Source organism: Microbacterium sp. KKR3/1, from assembly GCF_021272365.1.
Lineage (GTDB): Bacteria > Actinomycetota > Actinomycetes > Actinomycetales > Microbacteriaceae > Microbacterium > Microbacterium aurugineum.
Genome location: NZ_JAJSDW010000001.1, coordinates 292,864 through 308,854, shown reverse-complemented (window position 1 = coordinate 308,854; position 15,991 = coordinate 292,864). Strand labels below are relative to the sequence as shown.

The following is a 15,991-nucleotide window of genomic DNA, read 5'->3' as shown; positions in this document are numbered from 1 at the left end:
GCGTCAGACGCGCTGCATACCGAGCACGCGAAGGAACTCGAGCTTGCCCGCCGATTCGCTCCCGGGTGCGGCGGTGAGGACGATCAGCGCCTGCGATTCGTCTTCGCTGAACAGCGCCTGGCAGTCGACCTCGATCTCCCCCAGCTCCGGGTGCACCATCACTTTGTGCTGCTCGAACCGTCGGCTCACCACGTGCGCCTCCCACAGCTCCACGAATTCCGGGCTCCGGGCTGACAGCGCCTCGACGATCTCCCCCGCCCGCGACCGGGGACCCATCACCCCGTGTGCAGCGCGCAGAGCGCCGACGAGGGCACGAGCCTGTCGCGGGTGATCGACCTCGCGATACCGCCGCCGCTCGACGTCGGGATGGGCGAACCAGCGGTAGATGCCACTCCGGTCGAGCCCGGTGAGTGCGGTCGAATCGCCCACGAGAGCGCGGGAGGCATCGTTCTGCACGAGAACTTCATCGAGCAGCGAGACGACGAACGCCGGGGTGTCGTGCAGCCGGTCGAGCACGCGGAGGATGCCGGGACGCACGTACTCGGTGAGGGGGGCGCGGTCCGGGGCACTGTGTCCGCAGAGCCGGAAGAGGTAGTCGCGCTCGTCTTCGGTCAGGCGCAGAGCACGTGCCAGGGAGGAGAGGATCTGCACGCTGGGCTGGGGTCCCCGCCGCTGCTCCAGGCGCGTGTAGTAGTCCGTCGACATGGTCGCCAGCTGTGCCACCTCTTCTCTGCGCAACCCGGAGGTCCGGCGTCGAGGTCCGGACGGAAGTCCCACGTCGGCAGGCCCCAGTGCCTCACGTCGCCGGAGCAGGAACTCGGCCAGTGCATCACGATCCACCACTGAAGTATCCCCCGACGTCCGCGCAGGTTCCAGGGACCGGTGATCCCTGGATGACCGCTCTCTGGAGGGACGGTTCCGAGACGCCGAGGCTGATCGTATGAACATCAGCGGAAACACCATCTTCATCCCGGGCGCGACGAGCGGCATCGGCCTCGCCCTCGCCGTGCGTCTGCATGCCCGCGGCAACACCGTGATCGTGGGAGGGCGCCGCGAAGACCGGCTCACAGCCATCGCCGGCGAGCACCCCGGTATCCACACGGTGCGGATCGACACGACCGACGCCGACAGCATCCATGCGGCCTCCCGAACTGTCCTCGCAGAGCACCCCGCCCTGAACGTGCTGATCACGATGGCCGGTGTCATGCGAGCCGAGGACTGGACCACGCCCACCGGATTCCTCTCCACCGCCGAGGAGACGGTCGAGACGAACATCCTCGGGCCGATCCGGCTGATCGCCGCTTTCGTCGAGCATCTGCGTGCGCAGCCGGAAGCGACGATCATGACGGTCTCGTCCGGCCTCGCCTTCGCCCCGCTCCGCGCGACGCCGAGCTACAACGCCAGCAAGGCCGCGATCCATATGCTCAGCGAATCCCTGCGCCTGCAGCTCGAAGGGAGCAGTGTGTCGGTGCTCGAGCTGGAACCGCCGGCCGTGCGCACGCCTCTCATGCCCGGACATGAGGAGAACGAGTCGGCTATGCCGCTCAACGAGTTCATCGACGAAGTGATGGAGCTGATCGAGTCGCGGCCGAACGCTACCGAGATCCAGGTGGAACGCGTGAAATTCCTCCGCTACGGAGAGGTCCGCGGTGACTACGACCGGGTCGTCGCCGCGCTGAACGCCACCGACCCGCACGGGCGCTGAGCCGACGCGGGGTGCCGGTCGCGCACCGGCACCCCGCTCACGGACGCAGAGACGCCGCTGCCGCCGTCAACGCGTCGGCGGACTGCCGCAGCAGCGCGAGCTCGTGGTCGGAGAACGACGTGTTGCGGATCGGGACAGCGCCCGTCGCACTGACGATCGAAGGCACCGACAGCGCGACTCCGTCGACACCGTGGAAGTCGCGCAACACGGTGCTCACAGGCATCACCGCGTGCTCATCGTGGAGGATGGCCTCGACGATCCGCGCACTCGACAACCCGATGGCGTAATTCGTCGCCCCCTTGCCGAGGATGACCTTGTAGGCCGCATCGCGCACGTCGACGGCGATCTCCTGCAACTCCTCGAGCGTGAAACGAGGGTGTCCCGGCGTCTCCCACTCGAGGATCGGCACCGTGCCGATGGTCGCCCGAGACCACAACGGGAACTCCGTGTCACCGTGCTCGCCGACGATATGGGCGTGGACGCTGGCGGTCGACACGCCCGCACGCTCGGCGAGTTTCCAGCGCAGCCGCGAGGTGTCGAGCACCGTACCGGACGCGAAGATCCGCTCCGGCGGGAGTCCGGTCTCCTCGTGAGCGATCACGGTGAGCACGTCGCACGGGTTGGTGACGATCACGTACACCGCGTTCGGTGCGACCTCGAGCAGTTCGGGCATCATGCGGCGGATGATCCCCGCGTTGACCTCAGCGAGCTCGATCCGGGTCTGGCCCGGCTTCTGCTTGGCTCCCGCCGTGATCACGACGACGTGCGATCCCGCGGCCACCGAGATGTCGCTGCCACCGACGATGTCGCTCGAACCCGTGAACTGTGTTCCGTGCGCGAGGTCGAGGACCTCGGCTTCGACCTTCTCGGTGGCGATGTCGTAGAGCGCGACATGACGCGCAGATCCGCGGATCAGTGCGGCGTAGGCGACGCTGGATCCCACACTTCCCGCGCCGACGACCGTGAGCTTCGAGTTCTCGATGATCTCCATGCGCTCAGTCTCGCAGTGCAGTGCGCCTCTCCGGCAGGGGGAAAGCCGTCGGAAATGCTCACAGCGCGGCGGCGACCGCCTGAGCGACCGTCGGATGAGCGAACTCGAAGCCCCCGCGCTCCAGAACCCGCGGCCGCACATCGGCGTCCGGAAGGAGCAGCGACTCCGCTGCGTCGCCGAGGGCGAGGCGCAGAGCCCAGGCCGGCGCGGGGAGCCAGAACGGTCTGTGCATGCGCGCAGCGAGCTCCCGGCCGATGTCGTTCGCAGACGCGGGGGTCGGCCCCGTGAGGTTGACGGGTCCGGCGATCTTCGTGTCCAGGACGTGCCGGATCCCCCGCACCTCATCGTCGAGCGAGATCCAGGGCCAGACCTGTGTTCCGCGTCCGAGAGGACCGGAGACGCCGAAGCGGGTCAGCTGGATGAGCGGCTTGAGCACTCCGCGACGGTGGATCACGGGGGCGGTGCGGAGTAGCGCGACCCTGGTGTGGTCCTCGGCGCGTCGAGCCTCGGCCTCCCAGCGCACGGTCAGATCGGCGAGAAAGGTCTCACCGGCTGCGGACTCCTCCGTGAGGACCTCCCCGGGAGCGGACCCGTAGTAGCCGACCGCGGACGCCGAGACCAGTGCCGGCGCGTCCGAGCGCAGAGCGCGCAGGGCGGTCGTCATGGTGCGGGTCGTCTGCAAGCGCGAATCGACGAGTTCCGCGCGGTAGCGACGCGTCCAGGGCAGACGGCCGACGCTGGCGCCGCCGAGAGCGACGACAGCTTCCGCGCCGGCGAGCAGGTCCGGATCGAGCGGACGCTCCCCCGGTGCCCATTGCGCCTCGCCGGCTCCGCGCGACGCACGACGGACCAAAACGGTGACGTCGATCCCGTCGGCGCGCAGGGAGGAGACGAGGGCTGAACCGATCAGGCCCGAGGCCCCACTCACGACGATGCGTCGCGCCATGTGCTGCAGCTTCCTGTCCGTCGGTCGTCGAATCGTATGGTTCACCAGCGTACGCGCCGTCCCTGCGATGCCCCTAGCCGAGGTCAGTCGGCGCGACGGTAGTGCAGGGCTATCGCACCGCTACGGAACGGTGTCGACGAGACCAGCGCCAGGCGTCGAGTGGCGGGGAGCCCCCGCTCGTACAGAGTGGGACCGTGGCCCGCGATCCGCGGATGCACCAGGAACCGGTACTCGTCGATCAGGTCCAACCGGTCGAGTTCGGTCGCGAGCATGCCGCTTCCCAGGAGGACCCCGTCGCGCGTCTCGTCCTTGAGTCTCTGCACTCCGGTGCGCAGATCGCCCTGGATCCGGTGGCTGTTCGTCCACGGGAAGTCCTGGCGTGTGGCGGAGACCACGTACTTGGGTGTGGCTTCCAGGGCGACAGCCCAGTCGCGCAGCGCCGGCGGGGCGTCCGTCTCTCCGCGCGCAACGGCGGGCCACGCATCCTCCATCATCTCGTAGGTGGTGCGCCCCCAGAGCATCGCGCCGGATTCTTCGAGGAGACGGGTGTAATAGGCGTGTGTCTCGTCGTCGGCGATGCCCACTTCGTGATCGATGCAGCCGTCGAGGGTGACGTTGATGCTGAAGGTCAGGAGTCCCATGCCGGGAGCCTAGATCTGTGGCCGCGTGACCGCCACAGTCCGCAGGCGCGCGGTGGGGTGCTGCTCACTCGCTCCCGTCGGAGTCCGCCTTGTCGCTCGACGACGAGCTCGATGCGTACTCGCGCACGCGGTCGGTGATGTAGGAGACCACGGTCCCCGATGTGATGCCGATGATGACGATGCCACCCAGCATCAGGAGCACGGCGAAGAACCGCCCCGCGACGGTCACGGGGTACATGTCGCCGTAGCCGACCGTCGTCAGGGTCACGAACGCCCACCACACGGCATCGCCGAAGCTGTCGATGGTCGCATCCGGCGCGGACCGCTCCACGCTCAGCGTCGAGAGAGCGAGGAAGTAGACGAAGGTCACCGCGTACGCGGCGGAGTAGATGATCAGCTCGGTCCTCACCACGCTGCCGGTGCGGGCATGGAAGAACGGCAGTTGACGAGCGAGGTCGACCACGCGCACGGCGCGGAACACCGGAAGCAGGACCGCGAGGAGCTCCATGGGGTGTCGCGCGACGTAGCGCCATCTGGTGCCCTTCCGAGTCAGGCAGACGCGCACGACATAGTCCACAGCGAACACGAACCACGTCAGGATCGTCGCGTTGCCTGCGGCCGCACGCACCGGCGGTGGCAGGTCGGGAGCGATGACGACCATCGAGAAGCCGACGATGAAGATGACCCCGGCGAACACGAGCGGCACGCGCGCGAAGCGATCCCAGCGATCGAAGGACGAACGTGACGAATCCATGCGCCCATCTAACACGAGCGTCTCGCGCGAGGTGGGCCCTGCCGGGATCGAACCGACGACATCCACGGTGTAAACGTGGCGCTCTACCAGCTGAGCTAAAGGCCCTGGTGCCGTCAGTCTATCGGGAGGCCGATGCGCACCCGCGTCGTGGAAGAGGGATAGGCTGAATCCGGCGCGCGTTGTGCACAGCTGACAAGGCTGCCCGTGTCGCTTCCCGTTTCCTTGGCATGACCTGCCAGCTTGACGAAAGGTTCCCCCGTGACCGTGCACGACCAGGATCCGTACTCCCAGGGCCCCCTCGACAGCGATCCGGAGGAGACCGGCGAGTGGCAGCAGTCCCTCGATGAGCTGGTGGATGCCAAGGGCCACGGCCGCGGCCGCGAGATCATGCTCAGCCTGCTCAAGCGTTCCAAGGAACTGCACCTGGGCGTGCCGATGGTCCCGACGACGGACTACATCAACACGATCGCCCCGGAGAACGAGCCCGAGTTCCCGGGTGACGAAGAGGTCGAGCGCCGCTATCGGGCCTGGATCCGCTGGAACGCTGCGATCACGGTGCACCGCGCACAGCGCCCCGGCATCGGCGTCGGCGGTCACATCTCGACGTATGCCTCGTCGGCCGCTCTCTACGAGGTCGGCTTCAACCACTTCTTCAAGGGCGCTGACAACCCCGGCGGGGCCGACCAGATCTTCATCCAGGGTCACGCCTCCCCCGGCACCTACGCACGGTCGTTCCTCGAGGGACGCCTGAGCGAGGACCAGCTCGACGGTTTCCGTCAGGAGAAGTCGCACGCGCCGTACGGCATCCCCTCCTACCCGCATCCGCGTCTGATGCCGGAGTACTGGCAGTTCCCGACCGTGTCGATGGGCCTCGGCCCCATCAATGCGATCTACCAGGCGATGTCGAACAAGTACCTCGAGAATCGCGGCATCAAGGACACCTCCCAGTCGCACGTCTGGGCGTTCCTCGGCGACGGTGAGATGGACGAGGTCGAGAGCCGCGGTCAGCTCCAGGTGGCAGCGAACGAGGGCCTCGACAACCTGACCTTCGTCGTGAACTGCAACCTGCAGCGTCTCGACGGTCCGGTGCGCGGCAACGGCAAAATCGTCCAGGAACTCGAGTCGTTCTTCCGCGGCGCGGGCTGGAACGTCATCAAGGTCGTCTGGGGCCGCGAGTGGGACGATCTGCTCGCCCGCGACACCGAGGGTGCGCTGCTCAACCTGATGAACGTCACCCCCGACGGCGACTACCAGACCTACAAGGCCGAGTCCGGCGCGTACATCCGCGAGCACTTCTTCGGACGCGACGAGCGTGCCGCCGCCCTCGTCAAGGACTACTCCGACGACGACATCTGGAACCTGAAGCGCGGAGGCCACGACTACCGCAAGGTATACGCCGCGTTCAAGGCCGCGACCGAGCACAAGGGCAAGCCCACCGTCATCCTCGCGAAGACCGTCAAGGGCTACGGCCTCGGCCCGCACTTCGAGGGCCGCAACGCGACCCACCAGATGAAGAAGATGACGCTGGACAACCTCAAGACGTTCCGCGACGCGATGCACATCCCGATCACGGACGCGCAGCTCGAGGAGAACCCCTACCTGCCGCCCTACTACAACCCGGGGCCCCAGGACGAGACGATCCAGTACATGCTCGAGCGCCGTCAGGCGCTCGGCGGATTCCTCCCCGAGCGCCGGTCGACCCATGTGGGTCTCTCGCTGCCGGACGACGCCGCGTACGCGCTTCCCAAGAAGGGCTCCGGCACCCAGGAGATCGCCACGACCATGGCTTTCGTCCGTCTGCTGAAGGATCTCCTCCGCACGAAGGACTTCGGCCACCGCATCGTGCCGATCATCCCCGACGAGGCACGCACGTTCGGTATGGACGCGTACTTCCCGACCGCGAAGATCTACAACCCAAACGGCCAGCACTACACCTCGGTCGACCGCGAGCTGCTCCTCGCCTACAAGGAGAGCCCGCAGGGGCAGATCGTGCACGTCGGCATCAACGAAGCGGGCGCGGTCGCGGCATTCACGGCTGCGGGAACCTCGTACGCCACCCACGGCGAGCCGCTCATCCCGATCTACATCTTCTACTCGATGTTCGGCTTCCAGCGCACGGGCGACGCCCAGTGGGCGGCGGGCGACCAGATGGCCCGTGGGTTCATCATGGGCGCGACGGCGGGTCGCACCACCCTCACGGGTGAAGGACTGCAGCACGCCGACGGTCACTCGCACCTCCTGGCCGCCACCAACCCGGCGACGCTCTCGTACGACCCGGCCTACGGCTACGAGATCGCGCACATCGTGCGATCTGGCATCGACCGCATGTACGGCGGCGAGCACGAGGACCCGAACGTGATGTACTACATCACGCTCTACAACGAGCCCCTCGTGCAGCCGGCCGAGCCGGAGAACGTGGACGTGGACGGCATCGTGCGAGGCATCCACCGTGTGTCGGTCGGCGAGGGCGACGGCCCCCGCGCCCAGCTCTTCGCGTCAGGCGTCGGCCTGCCGTGGGCGCTCGAGGCGCAGGAGCTCCTGAAGAACGACTGGGGTGTGATCGCCGATGTCTGGTCGGTCACCTCCTGGACCGAGCTGCGTCGTGACGGCCTCGCCGCCGACGAGCACAACTTCCTGCACCCCGAGGCCGAGCCGCGCACCGCGTACCTCACCGAGAAGCTGCAGGGTGCCGAGGGTCCGGTCGTCGCCGTCAGCGACTTCATGCACGCCGTGCAGGATCAGATCCGCCCGTGGGTTCCGAACCGCTTCGCCACGCTCGGCGCCGACGGCTTCGGTTTCTCCGACACCCGTGCCGCCGCACGACGGTTCTTCAAGATCGACGGACCATCCATCGTCGTCCGGACGCTGCAGTCGCTCGCCGAAGAGGGTACGGTCGACCGTTCGCTCGCGGCACAGGCGATCCAGAAGTACAGCCTGCACGATGTGAACGCGGGAACCAGCGGCAACGCGGGCGGCGAAAGCTGAGCCCTCGGTGACAGGATCCTCTCCTTCCGGCATGGACAAGGCCGCGACGCTCACCTGGCTGCGCCGGATCTCCGGTGACATCGCCTCGGTGACGATCAAGCGCCTGGAGGACACCCTTCCGTGGTACGCCGACATGCCACCAGCCCGCCGCTCCGCGGTCGGGCTGGTGGCCCAGGCGGGCATCACGTCGTTCATCCAGTGGTACGAGGATCCGACCTCCACCCCGTGGATCGCGGCCGACATCTTCGCCGCCGCTCCCCGGGAGCTGTTGCGCAGCGTCAGCCTCCAGCAGACGCTGCAACTCATCCGCGTGACGGTGGAAGTCACCGAGGAGCGCGTCGCCGGGCGCGGGAACGACCTGCGCGAGGCGATCCTGCTCTACTCCCGCGATGTCGCCTTCGCTGCGGCCGACGTGTACGCCAGGGCCGCGGAGGCCCGAGGGCTCTGGGACGCACGTCTCGAGGCCCTCGTCGTCGACTCGATCCTCACCGGTGAGGCCGACGAAGAGCTTCCGAGCCGCATCGCGGCGCTCGGGTGGCACGGTCACGGCGAGGTCGCTGTCCTCGTCGGTACGACACCGCCGCAGTTCGACGTGGACCTGGTCCGCCGAACCGCCAGGAAGCTCGCCGTCGATGTCCTCATCGGCGTGCAGGGATCGCGTCTCGTACTCGTCCTCGGACGCGCACGCGTGGACGGTCAGGAGAGCGAGGAGGAGGAACTCGGGTTCCAGGAGATCGCCTCCCGCCTCGAGCCGTCGTTCGGACCGGGTTACGTCGTCCTCGGACCGCCCGTGGCCGCACTCGTCGATGCGAGCCAGAGCGCTCGGGCCGCCCTCGCCGGGTTCGCGGTCGCGCGTGCCTGGCGCGGTGCTCCGCGCCCCGTCGAAGCCGATGATCTGCTGCCTGAGCGGGCGCTCGCCGGAGATCCGCTCGCGAAGCAGACCCTGATCGAGCGGATCTTCCGTCCCCTGCAGGCGCATTCGACCGATCTGGTCACCACGCTCTGGAGCTACCTCGACAACGGACGCTCCCTCGAGGCGACGGCGCGCGAGCTCTTCGTGCACCCCAACACCGTGCGCTATCGCCTCAAGCGCGTGAGCGAAGTCATCGGTTGGGACGCCACGGGGCCCCGCGAGGCGCTCATCCTGCAGACCGCCCTCATCCTCGGATCCATCGGCGCCGCCGAGCAGGTGCGCAAGAGGGTGCCGCTGCGACGCCCGCAGCGCTGAGCCCGTCCGCCGCCGTTCTGTACGCCACACACAAGGGTTTTTCGGAATCTTGTGATGGATCATCCACCGCTCTGCCGCAATCGTTGGCAGACTGGGTGGGTGATTGTCGTCGTATGCCCTGGTCAGGGCTCGCAGACCCCCGGTTTCCTCGCTCCTTGGCTCGAGCTCGACGGAGTGGCCGAACGCCTCGCCGCGTACTCGGACGCCGCGGAGGTCGATCTTCGCGAACACGGCACGGTGTCCGACGCCGACACGATCCGCGACACGCGTATCGCGCAGCCGCTGATCGTCGCGGCTTCGTTGATCGCCGGTGACGCACTGGTCCAGCGAGCGGGCCGACGCGCCGACGGCATCGCCGGACACTCCGTCGGTGAGATCGCCGCTCTCGTCGGCAGCAACGTCATCGACGCCGACACCGGGATGCGCCTCGTCGGCATCCGGGGCCGCGCGATGGCCGACGCCGCAGCGCAGGAGCAGACGGGCATGAGCGCTGTGCTCGGCGGCGATGAAGAAGCCCTCCTGGCGCGACTCGCCGAACTCCACCTCTCCCCCGCGAACTACAACGGCGGCGGCCAGATCGTGGTCGCCGGCGCGCTTCCGGCTCTCGCCGCTCTCGCCGAGGAACCGCTCAAGGGAACCCGCGTGGTTCCGCTGCAGGTCGCCGGCGCGTTCCATACCCGGTACATGGCCTCCGCGGTCTCCGTCCTCCGTGACGCGGTCGCCGACGTCACCCCCGCGAACCCCGACATCACGCTCTGGACCAACCGTGATGGTTCTGCCGTCACGGATGGTACTCAGGCGCTGAGCTTCCTGGTCGACCAGGTCTCGTCGCCGGTGCGCTGGGATCTCTGCATGACATCCTTCGCAGACGCCGGCGTCACCGGAGTCATCGAGCTCGCGCCCGCCGGGGCGCTGGTCGGCCTCGCCAAGCGCGGCCTCCGAGGCGTACCGACTGTCGCTGTGAAGACCCCCGAAGACCTCGATGCAGCCGTCGCGCTGCTGAACGGAGAAGCCGCATGAGCGCCACCCTCGCCCAGGTGACCGGACCGGCATACACGCGTATCTACTCCTACGGCGCTGCCCGCGGCGAGAACGCCGTGCCGAACGAAGATCTGATCGGCCCGATCGACTCCAGCGACGAGTGGATCCGCCAGCGCACCGGCATCATCACCCGCGTCCGCGCCGACAAGAACACCGATGCGATCGACCTCGCCGCGGCGGCCGCATCCGAAGCCATCGAGAAGTCGGGCGTGCCGGCCGATCAGGTCGACCTGGTCATCGTCGCGACCATCAGCAACCCGAAGCAGACCCCTTCCGTCTCGGCCATCGTCGCCGACCGCGTGGGCGCGAACCCCGCCGCGGCGTACGACATCAATGCCGCCTGCGCCGGCTACGCCTACGCGATCGCCCAGGCCGATGCACTGATCAAGGCCGGCGCCGCGCGCTACGCCCTGGTGATCGGCACCGAGAAGCTGTCCGACGTCGTCGACCCGACCGATCGCAGCATCTCCTTCCTCCTCGGCGATGGTGCGGGCGCCGCGCTCCTCGGTCCGAGCGACACGCCGGGGATCGCACCTGCCGTCTGGGGTTCCGACGGCTCGAAGGCCGATGCCGTGGGCATGAACGCCACGCTCACGGACTTCCGCGACGGTGTCGCGCCCTGGCCGACACTCCGTCAGGAAGGGCAGACCGTCTTCCGCTGGGCGGTGTGGGAGATGGCCAAGGTCGCCCGAGAGGCACTCGACAAGGCGGGTGTGGAGCCCACCGATATCGCCGCGTTCATCCCGCACCAGGCCAACATGCGCATCATCGACGAGTTCGCCAAGCAGCTGAAGCTCCCCGAGTCGACGGTGATCGCCCGCGACATCGAGACCACGGGCAACACCTCGGCCGCGTCGATCCCGCTCGCGAGCCACCGGCTGATGGCCGAGCACCCCGAGCTCTCGGGCGGGCTCGCCCTGCAGATCGGGTTCGGAGCGGGACTGGTGTTCGCCGCGCAGGTCGTCGTCCTTCCCTGAGAATGCGCTGACCTTCTCTAGACTGTTCCACGGTTCCGAATACAACCCGTAAGAAAGAGGAAGACCACATGGCTTTCACCAACGATGAGGTCCTCGCGGGCCTCGCAGAGCTCATCACCGACGAGACCGGCATCAACGCCTCCGAGGTCGCCCTGGAGAAGTCGTTCACCGACGACCTCGACATCGACTCCATCTCGATGATGACGATCGTCGTCAACGCCGAAGAGAAGTTCGGTGTCACGATCCCCGACGACGAGGTCAAGAACCTCAAGACCGTCGGCGACGCCGTCAACTTCATCGTCGCGGGCCAGGAGTAATCCCGGCAGGATGCCACCCCCGCAGCTCGCGGGGAGTGGCATCCTCCGCCTTGCCCTCTCACCCGTTCGACTTCGTTTCGACAAGGAACCACACCCCATGACCAAGCGCATCGTCGTCACCGGCATCGGCGCCACCTCCGCCATCGGCGGAACGGCCCCGGAGAACTGGACGAACCTGCTGGCCGGCATGTCCGGCACCCGCACGCTCGAACACGACTGGGTCCAGCAGTACGAGCTGCCCGTCACCTTCGCCGCCGAGGCGATCGTCCGCCCGGAAGAGGTTCTCCCCCGCCATGAGGCCAAGCGCCTCGACCCGTCCTCGCAGTTCGCCCTGATCGCAGCACGTGAGGCGTGGGCGGATGCGGGCACCCCCGAGGTCGCCCCCGAGCGCCTCGGTATCGACTTCGCCACCGGCATCGGCGGACTCTGGACTCTCCTCGACGCCTGGGACACGCTGCGCGAGAAGGGCCCCCGTCGGGTCATGCCGCTCACGGTCCCGATGCTCATGCCCAATGCGGCCGCCGGCAACCTCTCCCTGCAGTTCGAGGCCCGCGCCTACGCGCAGACCGTCGTCAGCGCGTGCGCCTCGAGCACCGAATCGATCATCCACGCGTACCACCATCTGCAGGACGGTCTCGCCGACGTCGTGATCGCCGGCGGTACCGAGTCCGCGATCCACCCGATCACGATGGCTTCCTTCGCTTCGGCGCAGGCGCTGTCGCGTCGGAACGACGACCCGGCCCACGCTTCCCGCCCCGGCGCGATCGACCGTGACGGCTTCGTCATGGGCGAGGGCGCCGCCGCGCTGATCCTCGAGACCGAAGAGCACGCCAAGGCTCGCGGCGCCAAGATCTACGGCTACGTTCTGGGTGGCGGAGTCACCGCCGACGCGTACCACATCACCGGCAACGACCCCGAGGGCAACGGCGCGGCCCGTGCCGTCACGCAGGCGCTCGAAGAGGCCGGCATCACCGCTGATCAGGTCACGCACATCAACGCGCACGCGACGTCCACTCCGGTCGGCGACCCCAACGAGTACGTCGCGCTCAAGAAGGTCTTCGGAGACCGGATCGATGAGATCCCCGTCTCCGCCACGAAGGCCTCCACGGGACACCTGCTTGGCGGCACCGGCGCACTGGAGGCCATCTTCTCGATCCTCGCCCTCCGCGACCGTGTCGCACCCCCGACGATCAACATGACCGAGCCGGACCCCGCCGTGCCGTTCCGCCTCTCGGGCGCACCCACGGCGCTCGGCGAGGGTCCGCAGATCGCCATCAGCAACTCGTTCGGCTTCGGCGGACACAACGCGGTCCTCGTGGTCGCCAGCGCCGACTGACACCACCGTGCTGCGAGAGGCCTTCCGGGATTCCGGAGGGCCTCTCTTCACATATGCATGAGAATCCGACGGATGTCTGGCCTCCTCCTGGCGATCGGTCATGCAGGCGCGCGCGGATCATGCACGTGTCGAGCGCATTTCGGTCCGGAAGCCGCCGGACGGATGCGGAAGACCCGGGACGGATGCGGATGTGCCGCTCAGGCTGGGCGCAGTGTTCCGAGTCGCCGCGAACGAGCCTCACGCCATCGGGTGAGATACGGGAGGAAGACCCCGATCAACGGGCCGACCCCGAACGCGAAAAGCACCGTACCGACGCCGACGGGGCCTCCGAGGATGAAGCCGATCACCAGGACGCTGCCCTCGATCAGGGTGCGCACCACCCAGACGGCCCATCCGGTGTGCCGAACCAGACCGGTCATCAGCCCATCACGCGGACCGGGACCGAAGTCCGCGGCGATGTAGAGGCCGGTCGCGAAGGCCAACAGCACCAGCCCGAAGACGAACATCGGAGCCCCGATCCAGACGGACGGAGGCTGCGGGATCAGGAGCAGCGCGAGATCAGCGCTCGGCCCGACCAGGAGCGCGTTCAACACGGTTCCGAGGCCCACACGCTGACGTAGCGGGATCCACAGCAACAGGACGACGACCGAGACGATCACGGTCATGGCGCCGTAACCGACACCCGTCTGGCCGGCAAGTCCGAGCGCCAGGACGTCCCACGGCGCCACCCCGATGCCGCCGCGCACCATGAACCCGAGCGCGACGCCGTAGAGGAACAGGCCGAGCACGAGCTGCATGAGACGCTCGACGAGGTCCCTGCGGGAGGACGCCTGGATGGGGAGCAGCACGGCACGGAGGAACATGATTCCACTCTGGCTCCCGCATACAGCGCGATGCCGAGGCCACTGGCGACAAGTGGCCTGCCGATGCGAGTCCAGTTTGCGCCATGCTGGACTCATGGGATCACGACTCGTCGAACAGCTCGGGGCGCACAACGTGGCCGGTGCCGCCGCGAGCGTGCTGGCCGATCGCATCCGCGCCTTGGTCCTCGACGGCCGGTTGACCGTCGGCGAACGCCTGCCCAGCGAACGCGCCCTCGCGCGGGAGCTGCGGCGGTCTCGCTCGACCATCACCCGCGCCTACGGCCTGCTGGAGGATGACGGCTACGTCACCCGGCTGCACGGGGGCAGCACGCGCGTCGCCCTCCCCCACGATCACGCAGCCCCCGGCCTCGACGCCGACGACACGGCCATCGACCTCTCCATCGCCTCCATGGACTCCACCCCCGGACTGTACGACGCCACCGTGCGGTCGCTCCCGCGGCTGGCCGCACTGCGCGGCACGAGCGGGTACTCGCTGCAAGGACTGCCGGAACTCCGAGACGCGGTCGCGCAGCGGTTCCGTGAGCGCGGAGCTCCGACATCCGCGGAGGAGATCATCATCACCTCCGGGGCGCTCAACGCGGTCAACCTGATCCTCACGGCGATCGGCCGACGGGGCGAGAGAGCGCTCGTCGAGCAACCGACCTTCCCCCACGCGCTCGAGGCTCTACACCGCCACGGGTACCGATTGGTCCCCACGCCGGTCGACGTGGAGGGGTGGGATACACGGCACCTCAACGAGACGCTGCTCAGCGCGCGTCCTCACGTCGCCTATCTGATCCCCGACTTCCACAACCCGACCGGGGCCACCCTGCCGGACGAGGACCGCCAGCGGATCGTGACGACCTCGCGCAACGTGGGCACGCATCTGATCGTCGACGAGACGACCACGGAGTTGGACATCGACCGAGGGTGGTCGCCCACGCCGATGGCCGCGAGCGGGCCCAACGTCATCACCGTCGGATCGATGTCCAAGATCGCCTGGGGAGGAATGCGGATCGGATGGATCCGTGCCGAACGCTCCGTCGTCGCGCGGCTGCTCGCGGTACGGCCTTCCTTCGAACTCGGTACCGCGCTGCTGGAGCAGTGCATCGCGATCGAGCTGCTCACGGAGATGCCCGCCCTCACCTCGCACGTGGGCCGACGTCTGCGCACAGGACGCGCTGCCGTCGAAGCCGGCGTCGCCGGGATCCCCGGCTGGCACATGCCTCGCACACCGGGTGGGCTCTCGGCCTGGGTCGACATCGGCGGCCCGCTCTCCACCGCGTTGTCACTGGCCGCGCGTGAACGGCAGCTCATCCTGCCGCCGGGCCCACGTTTCACCACCGGTGGCGTCCTGGAACGACGGTTGCGTCTGCCCATCACCCTCCCGCCCGACCGCACCGCGGAGGCGATGACACGGTTGGCCCTGGCCTGGGAAGACGTGCGCAAGGGCACCGCATCCCGTGCCGGCGAACTCGAGCACGCCGCCGTGATCTGATCCGGACGACGAGGACCCCGCCTCGTCTCCGGGGCGGGGTCCTCATCGTGCGGGGTGGGGATACGTCTTCTCAGCGTCCGGGATGATTCACCGGCATCCGATACTCACGCCTCCCCGCTCCCGGTCTCTGGGGTCGGGACTACCCGACCTTGTGGAGCCAGACGACCCTGGCGTCGTCGCTGGCGTGCCTGAAGGGCTCGAGCTCCTCGTCCCACGCGGACCCGAGGGCGATGTCGAGTTCGCGCTGCAGTTCCACCGCGCTGCCCGCGGCGATCTCCATCGCGTAGCGGATCCGGTCTTCACCGATGACGATGTTCCCGGCCGCATCGGTCTGTGCGTAGTGGATGCCGAGGTCGGGGGTGTGCAACCAGCGGCCGCCGTCGCTGCGCGGTGTCGGGTCCTCGGTGACCTCGAAGCGGAGGTGCTCCCAGCCGCGGATCGAGGTGGCGAGGGCAGCACCGGTGCCGACCGGACCGTCCCAGTAGAACTCGGCGCGTCGCGCGCCGTTCAGCACGGGCTGCTCGGTCCAATCGAAGTTCACTGCACGCCCGATAGCGCGACCCACCGCCCATTCGAGGTGCGGGCAGAGCGCGCGAGGCGCAGAGTGGATGAACACCACTCCGCGTGCGTAAGCCGTCGCCATGATCTCTCCGTTTCATCAGGTGCGTCTTCCCCAACGACCTGAACCACGAAGTGGCGAGAATATGCG

The 15,991-nt window shown here is 68.1% G+C and carries 15 protein-coding genes and 1 tRNA gene; 8 read left to right on the top strand and 8 right to left on the bottom strand.

All coding sequences use genetic code 11. From position 1 onward, the window contains the following. Positions 1-3: 3 nt before the first annotated feature. A complete protein-coding gene (locus LVJ59_RS01525) occupies positions 4-840 on the bottom strand; it encodes a helix-turn-helix transcriptional regulator (protein WP_232761767.1) in 837 nt (278 codons plus the stop codon). Positions 841-940: 100 nt separating this feature from the next. On the opposite strand from LVJ59_RS01525, the gene LVJ59_RS01520 reads away from it, so the two are divergent. Then, positions 941-1,705 carry an SDR family oxidoreductase gene (locus LVJ59_RS01520; RefSeq protein ID WP_232761766.1) on the top strand — a complete coding sequence of 255 codons (765 nt, stop codon included), beginning with the start codon at positions 941-943 and terminating at the stop codon, positions 1,703-1,705. A 37-nt stretch (positions 1,706-1,742) separates the two neighbouring features. On the opposite strand, the gene LVJ59_RS01515 is transcribed toward LVJ59_RS01520, so the two are convergent. The 5 genes from LVJ59_RS01515 to LVJ59_RS01495 all read right to left on the bottom strand — a co-directional run bounded on the left by LVJ59_RS01515 (position 1,743) and on the right by LVJ59_RS01495 (position 5,142). Further along, entirely contained in the window at positions 1,743-2,696 is a 954-nt protein-coding gene (locus LVJ59_RS01515) for an L-lactate dehydrogenase (RefSeq protein WP_232761765.1), read from the bottom strand. A gap of 58 nt (positions 2,697-2,754) precedes the next feature. After that, positions 2,755-3,642 (bottom strand): TIGR01777 family oxidoreductase, encoded by an 888-nt coding sequence (locus tag LVJ59_RS01510; RefSeq protein WP_232761764.1) that lies wholly within the window; start codon positions 3,640-3,642, stop codon positions 2,755-2,757. Positions 3,643-3,725: 83 nt separating this feature from the next. Then, positions 3,726-4,283 (bottom strand): dihydrofolate reductase family protein, encoded by a 558-nt coding sequence (locus tag LVJ59_RS01505; RefSeq protein WP_232761763.1) that lies wholly within the window; start codon positions 4,281-4,283, stop codon positions 3,726-3,728. Between the two features lie 64 nt (positions 4,284-4,347). After that, on the bottom strand, positions 4,348-5,037 hold the full coding sequence (locus tag LVJ59_RS01500) for a potassium channel family protein (RefSeq protein WP_232761762.1): 690 nt from the start codon (positions 5,035-5,037) through the stop codon (positions 4,348-4,350). Positions 5,038-5,069: 32 nt separating this feature from the next. Then, positions 5,070-5,142, bottom strand: a tRNA-Val gene (locus LVJ59_RS01495). A 153-nt stretch (positions 5,143-5,295) separates the two neighbouring features. On the opposite strand from LVJ59_RS01495, the gene aceE reads away from it, so the two are divergent. From aceE to LVJ59_RS01465, 6 genes are all read left to right on the top strand, one after another. Further along, positions 5,296-8,022 (top strand): pyruvate dehydrogenase (acetyl-transferring), homodimeric type, encoded by a 2,727-nt coding sequence (gene aceE, locus LVJ59_RS01490; protein ID WP_047520066.1) that lies wholly within the window; start codon positions 5,296-5,298, stop codon positions 8,020-8,022. A 31-nt stretch (positions 8,023-8,053) separates the two neighbouring features. Further along, positions 8,054-9,250 (top strand): PucR family transcriptional regulator, encoded by a 1,197-nt coding sequence (locus tag LVJ59_RS01485; protein WP_232761761.1) that lies wholly within the window; start codon positions 8,054-8,056, stop codon positions 9,248-9,250. Between the two features lie 99 nt (positions 9,251-9,349). Next, entirely contained in the window at positions 9,350-10,270 is a 921-nt protein-coding gene (locus tag LVJ59_RS01480) for an ACP S-malonyltransferase (RefSeq protein ID WP_131491153.1), read from the top strand. Further along, entirely contained in the window at positions 10,267-11,268 is a 1,002-nt protein-coding gene (locus LVJ59_RS01475) for a beta-ketoacyl-ACP synthase III (protein ID WP_232761760.1), read from the top strand. Before LVJ59_RS01480 ends, LVJ59_RS01475 begins: the two co-directional genes overlap by 4 nt. 68 nt (positions 11,269-11,336) lie before the next feature. Then, complete coding sequence (locus LVJ59_RS01470) at positions 11,337-11,585, top strand: acyl carrier protein (RefSeq protein WP_017202249.1); 249 nt, start codon at positions 11,337-11,339, stop codon at positions 11,583-11,585. Positions 11,586-11,682: 97 nt separating this feature from the next. Then, a complete protein-coding gene (locus LVJ59_RS01465; RefSeq protein WP_134353808.1) occupies positions 11,683-12,921 on the top strand; it encodes a beta-ketoacyl synthase in 1,239 nt (412 codons plus the stop codon). 197 nt (positions 12,922-13,118) lie between these two features. Here LVJ59_RS01465 and LVJ59_RS01460 read toward each other — a convergent pair whose 3' ends face one another. Then, on the bottom strand, positions 13,119-13,784 hold the full coding sequence (locus LVJ59_RS01460; RefSeq protein ID WP_232761759.1) for a hypothetical protein: 666 nt from the start codon (positions 13,782-13,784) through the stop codon (positions 13,119-13,121). 94 nt (positions 13,785-13,878) lie between these two features. Between LVJ59_RS01460 and LVJ59_RS01455 the strand changes: the two genes are divergently transcribed. Continuing rightward, positions 13,879-15,282: a PLP-dependent aminotransferase family protein gene (locus LVJ59_RS01455; RefSeq protein WP_232761758.1), complete on the top strand. Its 1,404-nt coding sequence runs from the start codon at positions 13,879-13,881 to the stop codon at positions 15,280-15,282. A gap of 139 nt (positions 15,283-15,421) precedes the next feature. Here the strand turns inward: LVJ59_RS01455 and LVJ59_RS01450 are convergent, their stop codons facing one another. Further along, positions 15,422-15,925 carry a DUF3145 domain-containing protein gene (locus tag LVJ59_RS01450; RefSeq protein ID WP_028501717.1) on the bottom strand — a complete coding sequence of 168 codons (504 nt, stop codon included), beginning with the start codon at positions 15,923-15,925 and terminating at the stop codon, positions 15,422-15,424. Positions 15,926-15,991 lie beyond the last annotated feature (66 nt).

Coding starts and splice junctions, on each gene's coding strand:
- LVJ59_RS01520 (WP_232761766.1), top strand. CDS start 941: ATGAACATCAGCGGAAACACCATCTTCATCCCGGGCGCGACGAGCGGC.
- LVJ59_RS01515 (WP_232761765.1), bottom strand. CDS start 2,696: ATGGAGATCATCGAGAACTCGAAGCTCACGGTCGTCGGCGCGGGAAGT.
- LVJ59_RS01510 (WP_232761764.1), bottom strand. CDS start 3,642: ATGGCGCGACGCATCGTCGTGAGTGGGGCCTCGGGCCTGATCGGTTCA.
- LVJ59_RS01505 (WP_232761763.1), bottom strand. CDS start 4,283: ATGGGACTCCTGACCTTCAGCATCAACGTCACCCTCGACGGCTGCATC.
- LVJ59_RS01500 (WP_232761762.1), bottom strand. CDS start 5,037: ATGGATTCGTCACGTTCGTCCTTCGATCGCTGGGATCGCTTCGCGCGC.
- LVJ59_RS01485 (WP_232761761.1), top strand. CDS start 8,054: ATGGACAAGGCCGCGACGCTCACCTGGCTGCGCCGGATCTCCGGTGAC.
- LVJ59_RS01475 (WP_232761760.1), top strand. CDS start 10,267: ATGAGCGCCACCCTCGCCCAGGTGACCGGACCGGCATACACGCGTATC.
- LVJ59_RS01470 (WP_017202249.1), top strand. CDS start 11,337: ATGGCTTTCACCAACGATGAGGTCCTCGCGGGCCTCGCAGAGCTCATC.
- LVJ59_RS01465 (WP_134353808.1), top strand. CDS start 11,683: ATGACCAAGCGCATCGTCGTCACCGGCATCGGCGCCACCTCCGCCATC.
- LVJ59_RS01460 (WP_232761759.1), bottom strand. CDS start 13,784: ATGTTCCTCCGTGCCGTGCTGCTCCCCATCCAGGCGTCCTCCCGCAGG.
- LVJ59_RS01455 (WP_232761758.1), top strand. CDS start 13,879: ATGGGATCACGACTCGTCGAACAGCTCGGGGCGCACAACGTGGCCGGT.
- LVJ59_RS01450 (WP_028501717.1), bottom strand. CDS start 15,925: ATGGCGACGGCTTACGCACGCGGAGTGGTGTTCATCCACTCTGCGCCT.